The organism is Streptomyces sp. NPDC057474 (assembly GCF_042802555.1).
In the GTDB taxonomy this organism is placed as follows: Bacteria; Actinomycetota; Actinomycetes; order Streptomycetales; family Streptomycetaceae; genus Streptomyces.
In genome coordinates this window covers 1-17897 of sequence record NZ_JBHVDX010000101.1, presented here as the reverse complement: position 1 = coordinate 17897, position 17897 = coordinate 1, and the positions used below count along the sequence as shown (strand labels likewise).

General features: G+C 72.2%; 14 protein-coding genes. 7 read left to right on the top strand and 7 right to left on the bottom strand.

Translation table 11 applies throughout. The features are described 5' to 3' along the window. Positions 1 to 299 precede the first annotated feature (299 nt). Both ACFU53_RS26010 and ACFU53_RS26005 read right to left on the bottom strand, forming a co-directional pair. Positions 300 to 959, bottom strand: coding sequence for a response regulator transcription factor (locus tag ACFU53_RS26010; RefSeq protein WP_383997001.1), 660 nt, complete (start codon positions 957 to 959; stop codon positions 300 to 302). 1 nt (position 960) lies between these two features. Further along, positions 961 to 2238, bottom strand: coding sequence for a sensor histidine kinase (locus ACFU53_RS26005; protein ID WP_383996998.1), 1278 nt, complete (start codon positions 2236 to 2238; stop codon positions 961 to 963). Between the two features lie 228 nt (positions 2239 to 2466). Between ACFU53_RS26005 and ACFU53_RS26000 the strand changes: the two genes are divergently transcribed. From ACFU53_RS26000 to ACFU53_RS25990, 3 genes are read left to right on the top strand one after another with little or no spacing between them, the layout of a single operon-like run. Next, the gene (locus ACFU53_RS26000; protein ID WP_383996995.1) at positions 2467 to 2712 is read left to right on the top strand and encodes a hypothetical protein; all 246 of its coding nucleotides are present in this window, start codon (positions 2467 to 2469) and stop codon (positions 2710 to 2712) included. Next, a complete protein-coding gene (locus ACFU53_RS25995) occupies positions 2709 to 3482 on the top strand; it encodes an ABC transporter ATP-binding protein (protein ID WP_383996993.1) in 774 nt (257 codons plus the stop codon). The genes ACFU53_RS26000 and ACFU53_RS25995 overlap by 4 nt, the downstream gene beginning before the upstream one ends. 3 nt (positions 3483 to 3485) lie before the next feature. After that, positions 3486 to 6233: an FtsX-like permease family protein gene (locus ACFU53_RS25990; protein ID WP_383996991.1), complete on the top strand. Its 2748-nt coding sequence runs from the start codon at positions 3486 to 3488 to the stop codon at positions 6231 to 6233. Positions 6234 to 6379: 146 nt separating this feature from the next. Here ACFU53_RS25990 and ACFU53_RS25985 read toward each other — a convergent pair whose 3' ends face one another. Both ACFU53_RS25985 and ACFU53_RS25980 read right to left on the bottom strand, forming a co-directional pair. Further along, positions 6380 to 8206: a sensor histidine kinase gene (locus ACFU53_RS25985; protein ID WP_383996988.1), complete on the bottom strand. Its 1827-nt coding sequence runs from the start codon at positions 8204 to 8206 to the stop codon at positions 6380 to 6382. Continuing rightward, complete coding sequence (locus tag ACFU53_RS25980) at positions 8203 to 8892, bottom strand: response regulator (protein ID WP_383996985.1); 690 nt, start codon at positions 8890 to 8892, stop codon at positions 8203 to 8205. Before ACFU53_RS25980 ends, ACFU53_RS25985 begins: the two co-directional genes overlap by 4 nt. Before the next feature lie 229 nt (positions 8893 to 9121). Between ACFU53_RS25980 and ACFU53_RS25975 the strand changes: the two genes are divergently transcribed. The 3 genes from ACFU53_RS25975 (at position 9122) to ACFU53_RS25965 (ending at position 14183) form a co-directional block, all read left to right on the top strand. Further along, complete coding sequence (locus ACFU53_RS25975; RefSeq protein WP_383996982.1) at positions 9122 to 10327, top strand: Ig-like domain-containing protein; 1206 nt, start codon at positions 9122 to 9124, stop codon at positions 10325 to 10327. A gap of 103 nt (positions 10328 to 10430) precedes the next feature. Further along, a complete protein-coding gene (locus tag ACFU53_RS25970) occupies positions 10431 to 11339 on the top strand; it encodes a hypothetical protein (RefSeq protein WP_383996978.1) in 909 nt (302 codons plus the stop codon). 81 nt (positions 11340 to 11420) lie between these two features. After that, positions 11421 to 14183, top strand: a complete 2763-nt coding sequence (locus ACFU53_RS25965; protein ID WP_383996975.1) for a hypothetical protein — start codon at positions 11421 to 11423, stop codon at positions 14181 to 14183. Between the two features lie 455 nt (positions 14184 to 14638). On the opposite strand, the gene ACFU53_RS25960 is transcribed toward ACFU53_RS25965, so the two are convergent. Together ACFU53_RS25960 and ACFU53_RS25955 are read right to left on the bottom strand one after the other, a co-directional pair. Continuing rightward, a complete protein-coding gene (locus ACFU53_RS25960) occupies positions 14639 to 15214 on the bottom strand; it encodes a hypothetical protein (RefSeq protein WP_383996972.1) in 576 nt (191 codons plus the stop codon). After that, positions 15211 to 16602: a hypothetical protein gene (locus ACFU53_RS25955; RefSeq protein ID WP_383996969.1), complete on the bottom strand. Its 1392-nt coding sequence runs from the start codon at positions 16600 to 16602 to the stop codon at positions 15211 to 15213. Before ACFU53_RS25955 ends, ACFU53_RS25960 begins: the two co-directional genes overlap by 4 nt. A 161-nt stretch (positions 16603 to 16763) precedes the next feature. Between ACFU53_RS25955 and ACFU53_RS25950 the strand changes: the two genes are divergently transcribed. Then, entirely contained in the window at positions 16764 to 17309 is a 546-nt protein-coding gene (locus ACFU53_RS25950; protein ID WP_383996966.1) for a HupE/UreJ family protein, read from the top strand. A gap of 156 nt (positions 17310 to 17465) precedes the next feature. Here ACFU53_RS25950 and ACFU53_RS25945 read toward each other — a convergent pair whose 3' ends face one another. Then, positions 17466 to 17804 (bottom strand): MerR family transcriptional regulator, encoded by a 339-nt coding sequence (locus ACFU53_RS25945; RefSeq protein ID WP_383996963.1) that lies wholly within the window; start codon positions 17802 to 17804, stop codon positions 17466 to 17468. Between the last annotated feature and the right edge of the window lie 93 nt (positions 17805 to 17897).

The window sequence follows — 17897 nt, the reverse complement described above, 5'->3', positions numbered from 1 at the left end:
GCCTTTTGCTGTCGCCGGCGTGGGGGCCCGGCACCGCTGTTGACCGTAGTCGTCCGCTCTCCCGGGCACGCTGTGGGCACGTCTCGAAGAACAGCGGGCAGAGCGCCTGATGGAACGGTGCTCCGGGCTTGGCCGGGCCGACTCGCACGTCCCACTCGGAGAACACTTCGCCAGTGCGCAGCGTCCGGCGAAGGGATCCCGTGTCTGGCCGGTGACGGCGGCCCCGTAGGACGTGGGCCCCGGCGCACACGCGGCCCACGATCATCTCGGCGAGCCGGTCGCGGTGGAGCCCGCTGTGCTCAGGCCGGTCGCCGTGGATCCTCCAGATACCGCAGGACCGCGGCGACCCGCCGGTCCACCCGGTCCGTCGGCGACAGGTCGAGCTTGGCGAAGATGCTGCGGATGTGCTTGTGGACGGCGCCCTCGGTGACGACGAGCCGTTCGGCGATGGCGGTGTTGCCGAGCCCTTCGGCCATCAGGGCGAGTACGTCCCGCTCGCGGGGGCTGAGCCGGTCGAGGCGGGTGTCCTGGTGGGAGCGGGTGAAGAGCTGGGCGACGACCTCGGGGTCGATGGCGGTGCCGCCGTCCGCCACTCGCCGCAGCGCGTCCAGGAACTCCTCCACCCGGCCGACACGTTCCTTGAGCAGATAGCCGAGGCCGCTCACACCGCCGCCGAGCAGCTCGGTGGCGAAGGACTGCTCGACGTACGCGGACAGTACGAGGACGGCCAGGTCGGGACGCCGGCGCCGGGCCTCGACCGCCGCGACGATCCCCTCGTCGGTGTGGGTCGGCGGCATCCGTACGTCGAGAATGGCCACGTCCGGCTTGTGTTCGTCGATGGCGGCCAGCGCCTCGTCGGGGGTGCCCGCGGTGGCCACCACGTCGAGGCCCTCGGCGCGCAGCAGCAGGGCGACGCCCTCGCGCAGCAAGGGGTCGTCCTCGGCGATCACGATCCGCATGTCACGCTCCACAGGGAAGATCCACCTTCAGGGTTGTCGGGCCGCCCGGCGGGCTGGTCAGGGCGAGGGTGCCGTCGTGCGCCGCGATCCGGCGGCGGATGCCGGTGAGTCCGGAGCCACCGTCCTGGTCCGCGCCGCCCCGGCCGTCGTCCTCGACGCACAGGTGGAGACGCCCGCCGCGGCTGCGCGCCGTGACGGTGGCGCATGCGGCGCCGCTGTGCTTGGCGATGTTGGTCAGGGCCTCGGCCACGACGAAGTACGCGGTCGCCTCGACGGAGGCGGCACACCGTTCGGGCACCTCCACGTCGATCCGGCAGGGCACCGCGCAGTTCGCGGCGAGCCCTGAGAGCGCGCCGGCCAGCCCGCGGTCGTCCAGCACCGGGGGCAGGATGCTCCGGGAGACCGTGCGCAGCTCCGCGAGGGCCTGCTCGGCGGCGGACTGGGCGCGTTCGAGGAGCTCGTCGGCGCCCGCCGGGTCGCGGGCCACCATGCGGCGGGCGGCACCGAGCAGGACGGTGACGGAGACGATCCGGTTCTGGGTGCCGTCGTGCAGGGAGCGCTCGATGCGGCGCAGTTCGGTGGCGTGGGCGTCCAGGGCGGCGGCACGGGTGGCGGTGAGTTCGGCGACGCGGAGCGACAGATCCGTCTCCGGCCCGGCTGTGAGGAGCAGGCGTCCGGGCCGGGCCTGCGAACGGGCCATGCCGGGACCGAGCCCCAGGATGATGGCGGTCCAGCCCACGCCCAGCATGGCCACGGCGAGCGCGTCCGGCCAGGAGTGCGCGTTGCCGAGCCCCACGGACGTGGCGGTCGTGTTCTCGGGCAGGAGCTTCCAGTACAGCGGAAAGAGGCTGTCGCGCGCGGCGGTGATCGGCAGGAGGACGCCGAGGAGCCCCAGGAGGAAGCCCAGGGTGGCGTGCCGGGCCAGCCAGCGCAGCTCCCGTCGGGTGGTGGGGTCGACGAGGGCGAGCCGCAGCCGCGTCGGCGGAGGTTCCGGGGCGATGACCTCGGGACCCCGGCGGCCGAGCCGGTCGCGCTCCCGGCCGGCCAGGGCGTGCAGCGCGCTCAGGACCGCGGGCGCCATGAGCAGTCCCACCCCGACCAGGCTCGTCACGGCGGTGACGGCCAGCCAGAGCAGCACGAGCAGCGCCAGGAAGGCCGTACCGAGCCCGGAGGCGAGTTGTGCGATCGCGGCGCCGGCCGCATTCGTGGTCCGTACGGCGGTGTCCCTGAGGCCCACCCGCCGGCCACCGGCTGTCGTCGTGTCCTGCTGAACCGTCATCCGCTCTCCCCCTCCCCCCGCTGCGCGAACATCCCGGTGTCGTCGCGAACGACCTTATGACGCCCATCAGTTCACCGTCAGCCGAGCGCCGGAGTACAGCCGGAGTACAGCCTGCTGTACCTCGAACCGGGCGGGCTGCGGGATCGGCCGGCAGGGGTGTCGATCCGTAGCTTCGGTGACGTCAGCCGGACCCCCGGACCCACCGCTCAGCACCCACGGAGAAGCCCCATGGCGACCACCGACCCCTACCGCCTCACCACCCCCGCCGACGGCACGCACGAAGCGTCGTCGCGCGCCGTCACCGGCGGGGAGGTCATCCGTACGCTGCTCTGGATCCTGGTCGTGGTCAGCGCGGTCGCCAACTCGGCGGCCACCTACGCCGAAGCGGACACCTGGGTGCACCTGACCTGCGGAGTGGTCACCCTTCTCAGCGCGGGCACCCTCGTCGCGCGCCACCTGCGGGGCCGTCGATGAACGCCGCCTTCGCCCGGACCCGCAGCCCGGCGACCACCGTCCACGACGCGTCGACGCCCGCCATCGCTCTGGACCGGGTCGTCAAGGAGTACGCGGGAGGCGTACGCGCCCTCGACGAGGTGTCGCTGACCGTGGAACGCGGCACGTTCCTCGCGGTGATGGGGCCCTCGGGCTCCGGCAAGAGCACGCTGATGCACTGTGCCGCCGGGCTGGACTCCCCGACGTCGGGCAGTGTCCGCATCGACGGCCACGAGATCGGCGGCCTGAACGAGACACGCCGTACCGAACTGCGGCGAGAACGCGTCGGTTTCGTGTTCCAGGCGTACAACCTGATCCCCTCGCTCAGCATCCAGGACAACATCACGCTGCCGCTGCGGCTGGCGGGCCGTACCCCGGACCACGACTGGCTGCGGACGCTGGTGGAGCGCGTCGGTCTCGCCGACCGGCTCACCCACCGCCCGGCCGAACTCTCCGGCGGCCAGCAGCAACGGGCCGCGGTGGTACGGGCGTTGGCGGCCAAGCCGGCCGTTGTGTTCGCCGACGAGCCGACCGGCGCGCTCGACCTGCGTAGCGCCCACGAGGTCCTCGACCTGCTGCGGAACCTCGTGAACGACCTGCGTCAGACGGTCGTGATGGTCACCCACGACCCGGCCGCCGCGGCCCGGGCACACCACGTGCTGGTGATGGCCGACGGCCGGGTGGTCGAGGCCCTCGAAGCACAGACCGCCCCCGAACTGGCTCGCCGCCTCGTCGCGTTGGGAGAAGCCTGAGCCATGCTTGGTCTCGCGATACAGATGGTCCGGCACCGGAGCACCGCGCTGATCGCCGTGGCGTGCGCGGTCCTCGGCGGCGCGGCCCTGATCACCGGCACCGGTGTCCTTGCCGAGTCCGGCCTGCGCTCCCACCTGCCCGCCGGCCGCCTGGCCGGCGCCGACGTCGTCGTCGCCGCCGACCAGGAGCTCCATCCGGCCGGCGACCTGCCGATCGCGCTCCCGGAACGTCGTACGGTCCCGGCCCGACTGGTCGGCGAACTGGCCGACCTGCCGGGTGTCACCGAGGCGGTCGGCGACCTCGGATTCCCCGCCGCTCTCGTCGACGCGCACGGACGGGTCGTACCGACCGGGGATCCCCAGGCGTCGGGACACGGCTGGTCCTCGGTGAAGCTGCTGGAGCACGCGCATGTCGACGGCAGCGGGCCGGCCGGTTCCGGCGAGATCGCCGTGGACAGCGCCACCGCCGCCGCGGCGGGGGTCAGGGTGGGCGACCGGGTCCAGGTCGTCGCGGGCGCCCGACCCGCCGCCGCTTACCGCGTGTCGGCGGTGGTCGGCGCGCCGGGCACCGGTGTCTTCTTCGCGGATACGACGGCCGTACGACTGTCGGGACGGGACGTGGTCGACGGCAAAGACGACAGCTCACGCGACGGTGGAGACGCCGGCTCACGCGACGGTGGAGACGCCGGCTCACGCGACGGTGGAGACGACGGCTCACGCGACGGTGGAGACGCCGGCTCACGCGACGGTGGAGACGCCAGCTCACGCGCCGGTGGAGACGCCAGCTCACGCGCCGGTGGAGACGCCGGCTCACGCGCCGGCGGATACGGGGGCTCACGCGCCGGAACCGTCGACCTGATCGGCCTCCGCACCGCACCCGGCTCCGAGGAAGAGGTCGCCGCCGAAGTCCGTACGAAGCTGAAGGGCACCGGGCTCGAAACGGTCACCGGCGCGGACCGCGGGGACCTGGTGTCGCCCGGAGCCGGCGCGTCCCGCTCCCTCCTGCTTCTCCTCGCCGGTTCGCTCGCCGGGATCATCCTGCTGATCACCGGGTTCGTGATGGCGAGCGCGCTGGCCGTGTCGATCGCCGGGCAGCGCCGGGACCTGGCGCTGATGCGGGCCGTCGGCGCGACTCCCCGGCAGATCAGGCGACTTGCCGCCACCGAGTCGACCGTCGTCGCGGCCGTGGCCCTCGTACCCGGTGTGGCGCTCGGCCATCTGCTGGCGGGCCGGTTCCGGGGGCTGCTGGCGGACCGGGGTATCGTCCCGCCCGAACTCCCCCTGACCATCAGCCCGTTGCCCACCCTCGCGACGATGCTCCTCATGGCCCTGACCGTGCAGATCTCGGCCCGGAGCTCGGCGTGGCGCACCTCGCGGATGCCCGCCACCGAGGCGGTCGCCGAATCGCGCAGCGAGCCGCGCGATCCGTCGCGCATCCGGACGCGCATCGGCCTCCTCGTCATCGTCGCCGCGACCACCATGTCGGCCGTACCGCTCTTCTCCCCCACGGTTCTCGGCGCGGCGGCCACGTCCGTCGCGGGCATCCTCGGGGCGATCGGTCTGGCCCTGGCCGGCCCGGCCCTCGTCCGGGGCATCGGGAACGCGGCGGCCCGGCGCACACGCTCCGGCGCCTCCGCGCCGACCTGGCTGGCGATGGCCAACGTCCGCGCCTACGCCCTGCGCAACGCGGGGATCGTCAGCACCCTGGCCATGGCGGTCGTGTTCGTCCTGACGTACACCCTCACCCAGACCACCGTGCTGGCCGCCACAGCGGACGACACCCGCACCGGCACCCTCGCCCAGCAGCGCCTCGGCGCGCCGGGCCTGGGCGGACTGCCCGACGGCACGCTCGCCGACGTACGGGACACGACCGGTGTACGGGCGGCGGCCCCGGTGAGCACGACCACCGTGGTGTGGCCGTACAAGATGTTCAACGACACGGTGACCGAGTCCGGCTCCGCGATGATCCTCACCCCGGACGCATCGGACGTCCTCGACCTCGACGTACGGGACGGGAGCCTGGACCGTCTCACCGGCGCCACCATCGCCGTCAGCAGCGACGTCGCCCGCTCGCGCTCCGTGTCGGTGGGCCGACGGGTGAGTCTCGTTCTCGGCGACGGCGCGAGGGTCGACGCCGAGGTGGTCGCCGTCTACGCCCGCGGCCTCGGCTTCGGCACGGTGGCTCTGTCCCACGACCTGGCGGCCGGACACACCACAACGGGGCTCGACCAGAGCATCCTGATCCGCACGGACGGCACGGCGACCGCCCGGCAGGCGCTGACAGCCCTCGCCGCGTCCCACCCGGGTCTGGCACTCACGGACACGCATCCCACGTCCGGCGGCGGCCTGAAGGACGCCCCGCCCCAGGTGTGGATCAACCTGGCCATCATCGTGGTCCTGCTCGTCTACCTCCTGCTGAGCATCGCCAACAAGCTCGTCGCCGCCACCGCCCAGCGCCGGGTCGAACTGGGGGCTCTCCGCCTCATCGGCACCACGCCCCGTCAGATCCGCGCGATGATGCGGCGCGAGGCAGCGGTGACCGCCGCCACCGCGCTCACCACGGCCCTGCTGCTGTCCGCCGTGCCCCTCGCCCTCCTGGGCCAGGGCTTCCTCGGCCGCCCCTGGCCCGCGGGCCCCGCCTGGCTGCTGCCCGCCCTCGCGCTCACCGTCACCGTCACGGCTTTCCTCACCATCGAACTCCCCACCCGCCAGGCGCTGCGCACACCACCCGCCGACGCCATCCGCGCTTAGTGACTCAGCTCGCGTCCACGGTGAGGCGGGACTGCTCGTCGGTGACACGTCCGGCTGTCGGGGGTGACCCCGCGGCCAAAACGCAGGCGATCTCCTCGGCCGACGGGTGCAAGCGCACCCTTCGGCCGTGCCTCACGCTGCGCACCTCATGGGGTTCGTCGGTCCGTGTGCTGGGCCAGGGGGAGCCTGATGGTGAACACGCAACCCTTGCCGGGCTCACTGCCGACGGTGACGGTTCCCCCGTGTGCCTCGACGAACTGGCGGACGATGGCCAGGCCCAGGCCACTGCCGCCGGTGCGTCTGCTGCGGGACTTCTCGGCGCGCCAGAAGCGCTCGAAAACGTGGGGGAGGTCAACGGTGGCGATGCCGCTGCCGGTGTCCTCCACGGCGAGGACGGCCAGGTCGCCGGCTCGACGGGCGGTGAGTGTGACAGTGCCGCCCGCCGGGGTGTGCCGGAGCGCGTTGGAGGTCAGGTTGCCCAGGACCTGCCGCATCCTCACCGGGTCGGCGTCCAGGACGAGGTCGGGATCGGTGTGGGTGCACAGGCGGATGTCCGAGGACTCCGCCCGGGTGCGGTGGGCCGACACCGTCTGGGCGACGAGGTCGTCCGCGCGTACGGGTTCGCGGTGCAGCGCCAGGGTGCCGGCGTCGGCGGCGGCGAGGTCCTGCAGATCGTCGATGATGTGCTGCAGGAGCAGTGCCTCGTCGTGCAGGGAGGCGATGAGATCCGGGTCCGGCTCGACCAGCCCGTCGCGGGTGACCTCCAGCCAGCCGCGGATATTGGTCAGCGGGGTCCGCAGCTCGTGGGCGATGTCGCTGACCATGGCCTTGCGCTGGGTCTCCAGCTGTTGGCGGCGTGCGGTGAGGTCGTTGAAGGCGGCGGCCAGGTAGCCGGTCTCGTCCTTGGTGGTGACTGCGACGCGTGTGTGCCGCTGCGGCGGCTGCTGGGCCGCGGCGGTCAGGGCTCGCAGGGGACGGACGAGGCGGATGGCGACCACGGTGGTCACGGCGACGGTGACCACGAGGACCAGCCCCGCCACGCCGACGATCTTGGCCTTGTTGGCGGGGGAGAGGTCGAAGCCCACGGGCTGTTGGCCGAGGGCCCCCAGATAGAGCCTCGCTCTGGGAGCGACGTAGGGATCGAGTTGGGTGCGGCGCGCGTCGTCGACACAGCTCTGGGTCTGCCGGCTGCCGGCGAGCCGGCGTCCGGGCTCCTCGGTCGCGGAGGTGAAGCCGGGTATGACATCGACTCCGATTTTGGCCAGAGGGTGGGCCGCCCGCCCTTTCCCGCCGTCGGGGCCGAGGCAGGGAGCGGTCGGTGCGATGAGTTCGTCCAGTGCCTTCTGTTCGGTGCGGGTGGGGGTGTTGAGCGCTCCGTCCGCGCACTGCGGGGGCACGGATGCCTCTCCGCCCTCGGCGATGACCACGGTGCGGCCGCTGGGAAGCTCCCGGACGCCCCCGTCACCCAGGTGCGCACGCACGCACGCCAGGCGCTTCCCGGCGAGCGCCTTCACCCGTGTCCGCTCTGCCGCCGGGAGCAGATACGGTCCCACCGCCCGCGGGTCGATCCCGGCGAGCTGCGCCCCCGGTTCGGTGAAGGTGTCGGTGTTCAGCGGGTCGACGGTGGCCGAGGCGCGGGCGGGCAGAGCGGTGCCGGGGGCGGCGGAGTCGGCGATCGTGCGTCCGCCTTCTGTCGTCAGGGCGATGCGCCGTCCCATGGTGCGGGAGAGATCGCGCACCGACGCCTGCACACCGTCCCAGTCGGCATGGGTCGCGGCGAAGCCGCTGAGCCGCCGCAGGATGTCGCTGTCGTCGGAGAGCACCTGACCGCGCTCTTCCTGGATGGCCCGCGTGGTGGTCTGCACGGCCAGCCAGGCGGTGGCACCCACGGAGACCACGGCGATGGCAACGGACGTGAGAAGCAGCCGCACCAGCAGGCTCTTGCGCCAGGGTATGCGGGGGCCGGGCGTCACGACGGCTGCCCGGTGAGCTTGTAGCCGACGCCGAAGACCGTCAGCAGCCGGACGGGTCTGCGCGGGTCGGGCTCGATCTTCTTGCGCAGGTTCATGATGTGTACGTCGATGGCGCGCTCGGTGGAGGCACGGTCGAGTCCCCGGGTGTGCTGCAACAGCTGACGGCGTGAGAAGACCCGCTCGGGTTCCGCGGTCATCGCGTGGAGGATGGCGAACTCCCCGGGAGTGCACGGGACGGGGATGCCGTCGCAGGTGACCTCATGCCGTGCGGGGTCGACGGTGATGACGCCCGCGCGCAGCACCGGGGAGTCGTCGGTGGGGCGGAGGGTGCGGCGCAGCACGGTGCGGATGCGGGCGAGCAGTTCCCGTGGGCTGTACGGCTTGGTCATGTAGTCGTCCGCGCCGAGCTCCAGGCCGAGCAGGACGTCGTCCTCGGCGGAGCGCGCGGTGAGCATGAGGACGGGTATGTCCCCGTCCTGCCGCAGCACCCGGCACACGCCGAGACCGTCGACGACGGGCAGCATCAGGTCCAGGACGACCAGGTCGGGTCTGCGGCTCCTGGCCTCGCCGATCGCGGCCCGTCCGTCGGCGACCACCACGGGGGTGTGACCCTCCTGAAACAGCAGCCGTCGTATGAGTTCGGCCTGCAAGGGGTCGTCTTCCGCGACCAGAATATGTGCGCACACGCCGCTGACTGTAAGCGCGTTGATCCCTGTCCAGGACTGTGTGAGGGCCTTCCCACACCCTGACAACTTCCTGATATCCGGACGCCAGGCTGGGCTCCTGGCCTCGGCCCTGTCGCGCACCGGCACGGCACAGGCACGCCGGACGGCGCCGACGCCCTGCCGCTCGAACCCGGGGCCGCCTTCCCCGACTCGGTGGGACAGGCCACTCGACGCGAACGACGGAGACCCCATGCACCGCACCCGCCCCGCTCTCGCCCTGGCCGCCCTGTCGGTCTCGGCCTGTCTTCTGGCCGGCTGCAGCCCCGGGCCGGCACAGGACGGCGACCGCACCGAGGCACTGTCCGCCGCCGGCGGAACCGCCGCCACACCGCGCATACGACTGAACGCCGCCGACGGGCAGAAGCACGTCTCCGTCAGCCGCGGCGGCCGAGTCGGGGTCGAGGCGGGGCGGATCGCCAAGGTCTCCCTGGCCACTGAGGCGGGCCGGGCCGTGCGCGGCGCCCGCTCCTCGGACGGCGGGAACTGGGCACCCGACGCCCCTCTCGAACACGGCACCGCCTACCGGTTGACCGTGGTGGCCGCAGGCGACGACGGTCACCGGACGACGAAGAAGGTCGCGTTCACGACCGTCGCCGAAACCGACCGCTTCACCGGTACGTTCACGCCGGACAACGGATCCACGGTCGGTGTGGGAATGCCGGTCTCGTTCACTTTCGACAAGGCGATCACCGACAAGAAGGCCGTCGAGTCCGCCATCGAGGTCAGTGCGAGCAGTGGACAGCCCGTCGTCGGCCACTGGTTCGGCGCGCGGCGCGTCGACTTCCGTCCGCAGCACTACTGGAAGGCCCACTCGACCGTCACCGTCAGGATCCGCCTCGACGGCGTCAAGGGTGCCGAGGGCGCCTACGGCTCACAGGACAGAACCGTCCGCTTCACCGTCGGCCGCAGTCAGGTCTCCACCGTGGATGCCTCCGCGCACCGGATGACGGTCGTCCGTGACGGCAAGACCCTCAAGTCCCTGCCCATCACGGCGGGCGCGGCAAGCTCGCCCACCTGGAACGGCCAGATGGTCATATCGGAGAAGCTGATCAGCACACGGATGAACGGAGCCACGGTGGGGTTCGCCGGCGAGTACGACATCCCCGACGTCCCGCACGCGATGCGCCTGTCCACCTCGGGCACGTTCATCCACGGCAACTACTGGGGCGCGGACTCGGTGTTCGGCCGGTCCAACATCAGTCACGGCTGCGTGGGGCTGAACGACGCCCGGGGCGGTGGCGACGCCGGTCAGGACGGCGCCTGGTTCTACGACCACTCCCTCGTCGGTGACGTGGTCGTGGTGAAGAACTCCAACGACAGGACGATCGCCCCCGACAACGGCCTCAACGGCTGGAACATGCCATGGGGCCGGTGGAAGGCGGGCTCCGCACGCTGAGGCGGACCTCGCCGCAAGCCGTCGTCGCCCGACACACGCCCTGGTTCGATGTCGTGCGTCGGAGCTGATCAGTTCCTCACATGTCCCGTCCAGGCTGACGGTCATGGCTTCATCAATCCCCCGCCCGCCCCAACTACGGTGCCCACGCACCCCGTTCGGGACGCGAGCGACCAAGTTCACCAGCCCCGGCTCGTACCGTCCGGGAATACCGGCTGCCGTCCTGGCCCTGTCCGTCACACTCGCTGGGTGCGTGGGTACGGCGGCCGGCGTCAGGCCGGCCGATGCCGCCCGGCCTGCGGCGGGCGGTGCGGGCGCCGCATCGGTCGCCGCATCCGCCGCCCCCGGCACGACACAGGCCTGGCCCTCACAGACAGCCGCCGATCCCCGGGCGTCCGCCGGCCCGGGAGCGGCCGGCACGTCCGCCCCCGCGCGGCTACCGGGCCTGGGACCGCGGACGCTGGCGGAGATACCGGCTGACGCGCGCCAGGCCGTCCTGGTCACCGGCCGGGGCAAGAACTCGTCGGCATCACAGGTGGTGCTGTACCGGCGCACCGGCGCGGGCTGGGAACCGGGAGCCACCTGGCCGGCCCACAACGCTCTCAAGGGCTGGACGGACGACCACCACGCCGGCGATCTCCGCTCGCCCATCGGCGTGTTCACCCTCACCGACGCGGGCGGACTGCTCGCCGACCCCGGCACGAAACTGCCGTACGACCAGGGGCCGGCCTTCACCATCGGCGGCACCGGCTTCGAGGGCGAACCCCTCGCGGGCTCCTTCGACTACGTCGTCGCGATCAACTACAACCGCAAGCCCGGAACCTCCCCCCTCGACTGGACCCGCCCGCTCGGCGCGAACAAGGGCGGCGGCATCTGGCTGCACGTCGACCACGGTGGGCCCACGCAGGGCTGCGTGAGCCTGACGCAGAAGCACATGAAAGAACTCCTGCTCGCACTCGAGCCCGCCCAGCACCCCGTGATCGTCATGGGGGACGCCGAATCCCTCGAACGCTGAACACGAACGGTGCGGGACGACAGCGCCGAGCTCCCGGCGAACGCCGGGGTGCTCGGTCAAGGACCAAGCAAGGGCGGAACGTTGATGCGTGTCAGGTGCATATGGGTAGCCGCTGCGGCGATACTCACGACAGTGGTGGGATCACCGGCACCGGCTGCCGCCCAGCAGGCAGCCGAACCCCGTCCGACCGCGCCGCGGGTCGGCCCCGACGGCCGACTCCCCTCCGGTTGGCGGATCACCGGTGGGGCCTCGGGCAAGCAGCTGGTCTGGCACTCCGCCGCCCCGGTGCCCCTGACCGACGCCGGTGTCGAGTTCTACTCGGGAGACCGGTTCCTCGGCCGGCCGGTGGCCGCGAAGGACCAGCGCACCTTCCGGCTCGACCTGCCTGCCGCACGCCTCGGACGGGCTGCGGACCTGCAGGTGCGGATGGGGGGACGCCGCCTGGACGCATCGGGCGTCACGGCGGGCCCGGACAAGCGGCGCACCGCGCCGACGGCGAAGCAGCCGACCGTGCTGCCGGCCAACCCCGTCGACCCCGGCAAGCCGGGCCGGTACGGGACGACGAGCGGTGAATACACCTTGCCCTCGGTGCGGTTGCCCGGATTGGACGCGCCCGTGGAGATGCGTGCCGTGGTGGTGGCGCCGACCGGGATTTCGGGCCGCCGGCCGCTGGCGCTGTTCCTTCACGGCCGCCACGACACCTGTTTCACGGCCGACGGCGACCGGTTCGGCGCATGGCCCTGCCCGTCCGGTTCGAAGCCGGTGCCGAGCTACCGGGGCTATCTGCGCGATCAGAAACTGCTGGCCTCACAGGGCTACGTGACGGTGTCCGTCTCCGCCAACGGCATCAACGCGCAGGACTTCGTGGAGGACGGCGGGGCCCAGGCACGTTCCTCTCTGGTGCGCCTGCACCTTGCCCGGTGGGCCGACTGGGCGGGCTCCGGCCGGTCCTCGGCTCCGGCGGTCGTGCGGAGCGCACCGCCCGGCGACCTGTCCCGGGTGCTGCTGGCCGGCCATTCGCGGGGCGGCGAGGGTGTGAACCGGGCCGCCATGGACAGCCTCTCCCGCCCGCCCGCCGACCAGGACGGATACCGGGGGCGGGTGCGCTGGCACATCCGCGGCACCGTCCTCCTCGGGCCCACCGCCTTCGGGCAGAACCCGGTCCCCGACGTGCCGTCGATGACGATCCTGCCGGGCTGTGACGGCGACGTCACCGACCTGCAGGGCGAGATCTACGTGGACGGCACGCGCGGAGTCAGCCGGGGTGCCGCCCTGCACAGCGCGGTCTACATGGTGGGCGCCAACCACAACTTCTTCAACAGCGAGTGGACGCCGGGGCAGGCGACGGCTCCGGCGGAGGACGACTTCACGGACCCGGACCCCGTGTGTGCGCCGGGCAGTGCCACGCGGTTGACGGTGCGTCAGCAACAGGCCGCGGGCTCCACGTACATCGCCGCGGCGGCCCGGCTGTTCGTCGCGGGCGACGACCGGGTACGCCCGCTGCTGGACGGCTCGAACCTGCGCGCGCCGTCGGCGGACCCCGCGCGGGTGCTCACCCACGCCGTCGGGGGGCACCGCACCGCCGCCTTCGTGCCGGACGACTCGGTCACCGTGAGCGGCGGACGGCTGTGTGCGGCGGTGGATTCCGACCCGGCGACCGCCTGCCTGGACCCCGACGGGACGGGCGCCTCACCGCACTTCGCCGAGTGGGAGACGTGGCCCGAACCGGGACGCCGCGCGGTGGCCCTGCGCTGGTCCGCACCGGGTTCTCCGGTGCGGGTGCGTTCCGCCGAGCCGGCCTCCCTCTCCGGCGCCGAGGCCCTCGCCCTGCGGGTGATCGTGCCGCCCAACACCACGGGAACGCGGTTGGACGTGTCACTCACCGACGCTTCCGGCCGCCGGGCCACCCTCGACCGGGTCCGTGTCGACGGACTGCCGGGGAGTGACCGGACCGCCTCCTACTGGGGGCAGGAGATACGCGTGCCGCTGACCGCCGCGATCCGAGCCGGGCTGGATCTGGGCCGGGTGACGACGCTTGAGATGACCCCGCGCAACCGCTCCGGACGGGCCTGGCTGATGGACGCCTGGGGCTGGCGCCCCGGCACACCGGCCGCACGCCCGGTCGCGCTGCCCCGTGTGGACATCGGCCGGCTGAAGGTCGACGAAGGGGACTCCGGAACCCGGACCTACCAGGTCCCGGTACGCGTCTTGGGCCAGGGCGGCGGCCAGGTCAGGCTGTTCGTCACGGACCCCGTCACCGGCCGGACCACGGCCCGTCTGGTGCGTATACGGCCCGGTGATTCCCTCTTGGACGTGCCGGTGAAAGTCGAGGGCAACACCCGCTATGCCGACGACATGTCGCAGGACGTGTTCGTGAAAGCGGTTCACGGCGCGGTGGTCGGCTCGCACTTCGGCGGCCTGACCGTGCGGAACGACGACCCGAGGCCCGAGGTCACGGTGACACCTCTCGCGGACCGGGGCACCGAGGGCCAGAGCCTCACCTGGCGGGTCACCCTGTCCACGGTCGCCGACACCGAACTGCCCGTCCCGTTCAGCTTCCTGGCGGCGGGCGACGGCGCGGAGCTGTCCACCACGGATGTGGACCCGCAGTGGCTGATGGAGAAGCACGGCGAATCGCCGCTCCCCGAGCGCCCCCTGTCCGAGGTGGCGGGAATGTCCCTGCTGTCCGTCGTCCCCGCTGGTCAGCTGAGCTCCGAGGTGGCCATACCCACGATCGCGGACGGGGTGGCCGAACCGGAAGAGGCAGTGCGGATCCAGCTGTTCGGTTTCGAAGAGCCGCCGGTCGGTCCGATCTTTACGGGCAGGATCGAGGACGGCTCCTAAGGGGCGCCGTGCGGGACTTCGGACGCACAGTTCGTCCACACCCGCCGAAGTGACCGAAGCGGTGGGTGGCGGCCGAGGCGATCGGCCGCCGGCCACCGTTCAATCGCCCACCGTTCCGTCGCCACAGGGACACGAAGCACTACAGGGGAGAAGCCACCCGCAGCCGACGCAACGAAGAGCCCCCACAACGAAGAGCCCCCACAACGAAGAGCCCCCACAACGAAGAACCCCACAACGAAGAACCCCACAACGAAGAACCCCACAACAAAGAGGCCCACGACAAAGGACCCCACAACGAAGAACCCCCAGGTCGCTGACCTGGGGGTTTCGCATGGAGCGGGTGATGAGAACCGAACTCGCGCTCTCAGGACAGGGCCGAGGACCTGCCCGACGGCTGGTGTCCGCCGCGACTGCCGCCGCCCTCGACCGTGTCCCGATCCGGTGGCCCGGTCCGGCTACCGTCTCGGTCCCGCGAAGGCGTAGGCCGCGGTGCCGGCGACCGCGAGGGCCAGGGCCGTCCAGGTGCCCGCTGCCGTGCCGGGTGGCAGCAGCATCCAGGTCGCCACCTGCATCGGCGCACTCGTCGGGGGCGGGGCGAAGAACGAGAACGAGAGCCAGGCGAACGGCAGCGTCCATGCGTACTGGCCGCCCGAGAGCGCCGCGCCCAGGGCGACCAGTCCCATCAGGCCCGCGCTGTCCCGGACGACGAACGCGGTGGTGGTCATGTCCTCGCCCACTGTCTGCACTGTCAGCAGCACCGTGCCGACGACCGCGCCGGCGAGCAGCACGTGCGCCGCTCTGCGGGGCGCCCAGCGGATCGCGGCCGTCCGGTCCAGCGCGAGGTCCTGCCCGCCGAGCCCGATCGAGGCTGCCAGCGCCCCCGCAGTGAGAACGAGCGCGGCCGGCCGCGGATCACCGGGCCCTGCGCTGCCGTCCCGGGCGAGCGCCCACACCGCCACCGCGCTGATCACCACCGCGGCGAGCGACGCGGGTACCTGACGCGAGCGCGCGTACAGAGTCAGCCATCTCATCGGGACGCACCGCCGGACAGCACACCGAGCGGGTCGCCCTTGCAGGAGAGCGAGGCGGCGTGCGCAGCGTTGATCCGTGAGAGCTGTTCGGCCCGCGGCAGCGCCTTGAGTTCCTTCCACACTGGGTGGGCCACGGCGATCTGCTCACTCGAAGCGTGGGGGGAGCCGCCGAGAGGCTTGAGGTCCCCGAGGGCCCAGCTCGCCGCGATGCTCTGCGCGGCCGCGTCATTGAGTGTGCCGGTCCAGCCGAGGGGGGAGCACCCCGGCACCATGCCTTCGGCGATCAGTGCCCGGGTCAGCTCCTCGCCCTTCGCGTCGGCGATGATGCCGCCGTCGAAGTCGACGAGCACGGTCTTCCGGGACCGCTGCGGCGTGGAGCCGTCCGGCAGTACGGCGGTGTTCTCCCGGACCGAGACAGGCGCCTGTCCGCCCAAGGCGCCGTGCATCAGGCGCAGCGCCTCCTTACCGGGACCCGCCAGGTCGGCGAGTCGCGCCTGGTGCGTCTTGGCCACGCACACCGGCCCGTCGCACACCAGCTCCGCGGCGGCCTCGTCGACGACATACATCCGACGCGGGTCGGAAGGGAGGACGAGCAGGGCGAGTGCCGCGCCCGCCAGGACGGGCGTTAGGGCGATCAGCCGGGCGCGCGGGGTCGCGGCGACCAGCAGCGCGAAGCCGGTCGCGGCCATGCCGAGCAGCCAGATCGTCTGCCCGACGTGCACGGAGGCGGAGAGCGTGACGAGCACATCGCGCACCTCCTGCACCGCCGGTGACAGCAGGGAGACCCGGTTCGGCTCCGTGATCAGGATCCCCGTCGCCGTGGTCGTCTCCGTCCGGCCCAACGACATGTGCATGAGGGCCGTGAACACGAAGGCGCTCATGGCCAGCGCGGGCGGGGTGAGCGCGGACGGCAGGGCCCGCCCGGCCCCCATGCCCAGCACGGCCCCCGCGACGAGGGAGAGTGCCCCCACCAGCGGGATCGGCAGCCACCCGAGGTGCGTGTACTCGGTGTTGGCGAGCACCTGGACCGCGCCCACGAGCACGAGGAGCGCGAAGGCCGAGGCCAGCGTGATCGCCGTCGTGCCCGCCAGCGTGGCCGCGCGGTGCCGGGCGGGTCGTGGTGTGCTCGTCAGCAGCTCGGACATCTTCGAGCGGTGGTCGCGCAGGCCCTGCAGTGCCCCGAGCCCCACGGCCACCGGCCACAGGTAGAACAGCAGGGAGCGGGTCCACATCGCCAGGGACGTCCACTGGGCCGTCCACGCCGTGGTGCCCCTCCACCACGCGGCGTCCACCAGGTACAGGAACGCCAGGGCGGTCGTCAGGACCACGGCGCCGGCCCACGGGGCGACGGAACGTCTCAACTCGATGCGCAGGACACGGACGTTCACCAGGTGCCCCTTTCCTGCTCGGGGCCCTGCAGGAGCGCCGACATCCCCGCCATATGCGGGGACTCCGGAAGCTTTGGTACGACGGCGTCCCACCGTCCCCACCGGCGTCACGCGGGAGTCAGTGCTGTCGCTGTCGCTGTCGCCGTGCCCAGCGTGCCTCCGTGGGGGTCGTGCGCACGGTGCCGCGGGCCCTGGTGGCCTCGGGAGTGGTCCACGTGCCGTCACGGCCGGTCGAGACACTCATCGCCTTCTCGATCGCGGTGTCCGCGGTCCATGCGATACGGCCGCTGGTGGCCCGCGGAGAGGTGCTCATCGCCGCCGGGTTCGGCCTCGTCCACGGGCTGGCGTTCGCCTCGCTCATCAGCGACCTCGGCCTCGACCGCGGATCGCTCGTGACCACGCTGCTGGGCTTCAACCTGGGCATCGAACTGACCCAGTTGCTCGTCGTCGCCCTGATGATGCCGTCGCTGGTGGTGTTGGCCCGCACCCCGCTCTACCCCGCGTTCCGCATAGGGGTGGCGGTGATCGGGCTCGTGTTCTCGGTGTCCTGGATGCTGGAGCGCGTGACGCTGACCGCCGTCGACCCGTTCGAGGGCGTCCAGATCTGGCTGGTCGGGCACCCCCTGCTGATCGCCGGGACGGTCGCGACACTCGCCATCGCCGCCCGCCTCCGATCGCGGGTGCCCTGGACGCCGGCCGGAAAGTGAGCCCCGCGCTCGGCCCCAGGGCCGTAGAAGACGAAGTTGCCCGGAACGCTTTGTGTCCCGGGCAGCCTGCGTGGGTGGCGGCGCCGAAGGTTTTTGGGGGAGTGGCAGGTCTCAGTCGTCTCAGTCGTCTCGGTCGTCTCGGTCGTCTCAGTCGTCTTAGGCCGCTGCCGTGGGGCTCTCCGCTTCGGCGGTGCGGTGGTGTTCGGCGTTGATGCGCTGGGCTTCTTCGAGCTGGTCTTCGAGGATGACGATGCGGCAGGCGGCCTCGATGGGGGTGCCTTGGTCGACGAGTTCCCGGGCGCGGGCGGCGATGCGCAGCTGGTAGCGGGAGTAGCGGCGGTGGCCGCCCGCGGAGCGGAGCGGGGTGATGAGGCGGGCTTCGCCGATGGCTCGCAGGAAGCCCTGGGTGGTGCCGAGTATCTCGGCGGCCCGGCCCATGGTGTAGGCGGGGTAGTTGTCGTCGTCGAGACGGCCGTAGGAGTCGTCTGCTGTCATTGCACCTCTCTGCGGATCTCTGCGGATCTCTGTGGAACGCGTGGAGGGGCCCTGGTGCCGTATGGCACCAGGGCCCCGAAGGAACTGCTACAC

Bases quoted from the DNA above. Each gene is read 5' to 3' on its own strand.
- ACFU53_RS26010 (WP_383997001.1), bottom strand. From the start codon at position 959: ATGCGGATCGTGATCGCCGAGGACGACCCCTTGCTGCGCGAGGGCGTC.
- ACFU53_RS26005 (WP_383996998.1), bottom strand. From the start codon at position 2,238: ATGACGGTTCAGCAGGACACGACGACAGCCGGTGGCCGGCGGGTGGGC.
- ACFU53_RS26000 (WP_383996995.1), top strand. From the start codon at position 2,467: ATGGCGACCACCGACCCCTACCGCCTCACCACCCCCGCCGACGGCACG.
- ACFU53_RS25995 (WP_383996993.1), top strand. From the start codon at position 2,709: ATGAACGCCGCCTTCGCCCGGACCCGCAGCCCGGCGACCACCGTCCAC.
- ACFU53_RS25990 (WP_383996991.1), top strand. From the start codon at position 3,486: ATGCTTGGTCTCGCGATACAGATGGTCCGGCACCGGAGCACCGCGCTG.
- ACFU53_RS25975 (WP_383996982.1), top strand. From the start codon at position 9,122: ATGCACCGCACCCGCCCCGCTCTCGCCCTGGCCGCCCTGTCGGTCTCG.
- ACFU53_RS25970 (WP_383996978.1), top strand. From the start codon at position 10,431: ATGGCTTCATCAATCCCCCGCCCGCCCCAACTACGGTGCCCACGCACC.
- ACFU53_RS25960 (WP_383996972.1), bottom strand. From the start codon at position 15,214: ATGAGATGGCTGACTCTGTACGCGCGCTCGCGTCAGGTACCCGCGTCG.
- ACFU53_RS25945 (WP_383996963.1), bottom strand. From the start codon at position 17,804: ATGACAGCAGACGACTCCTACGGCCGTCTCGACGACGACAACTACCCC.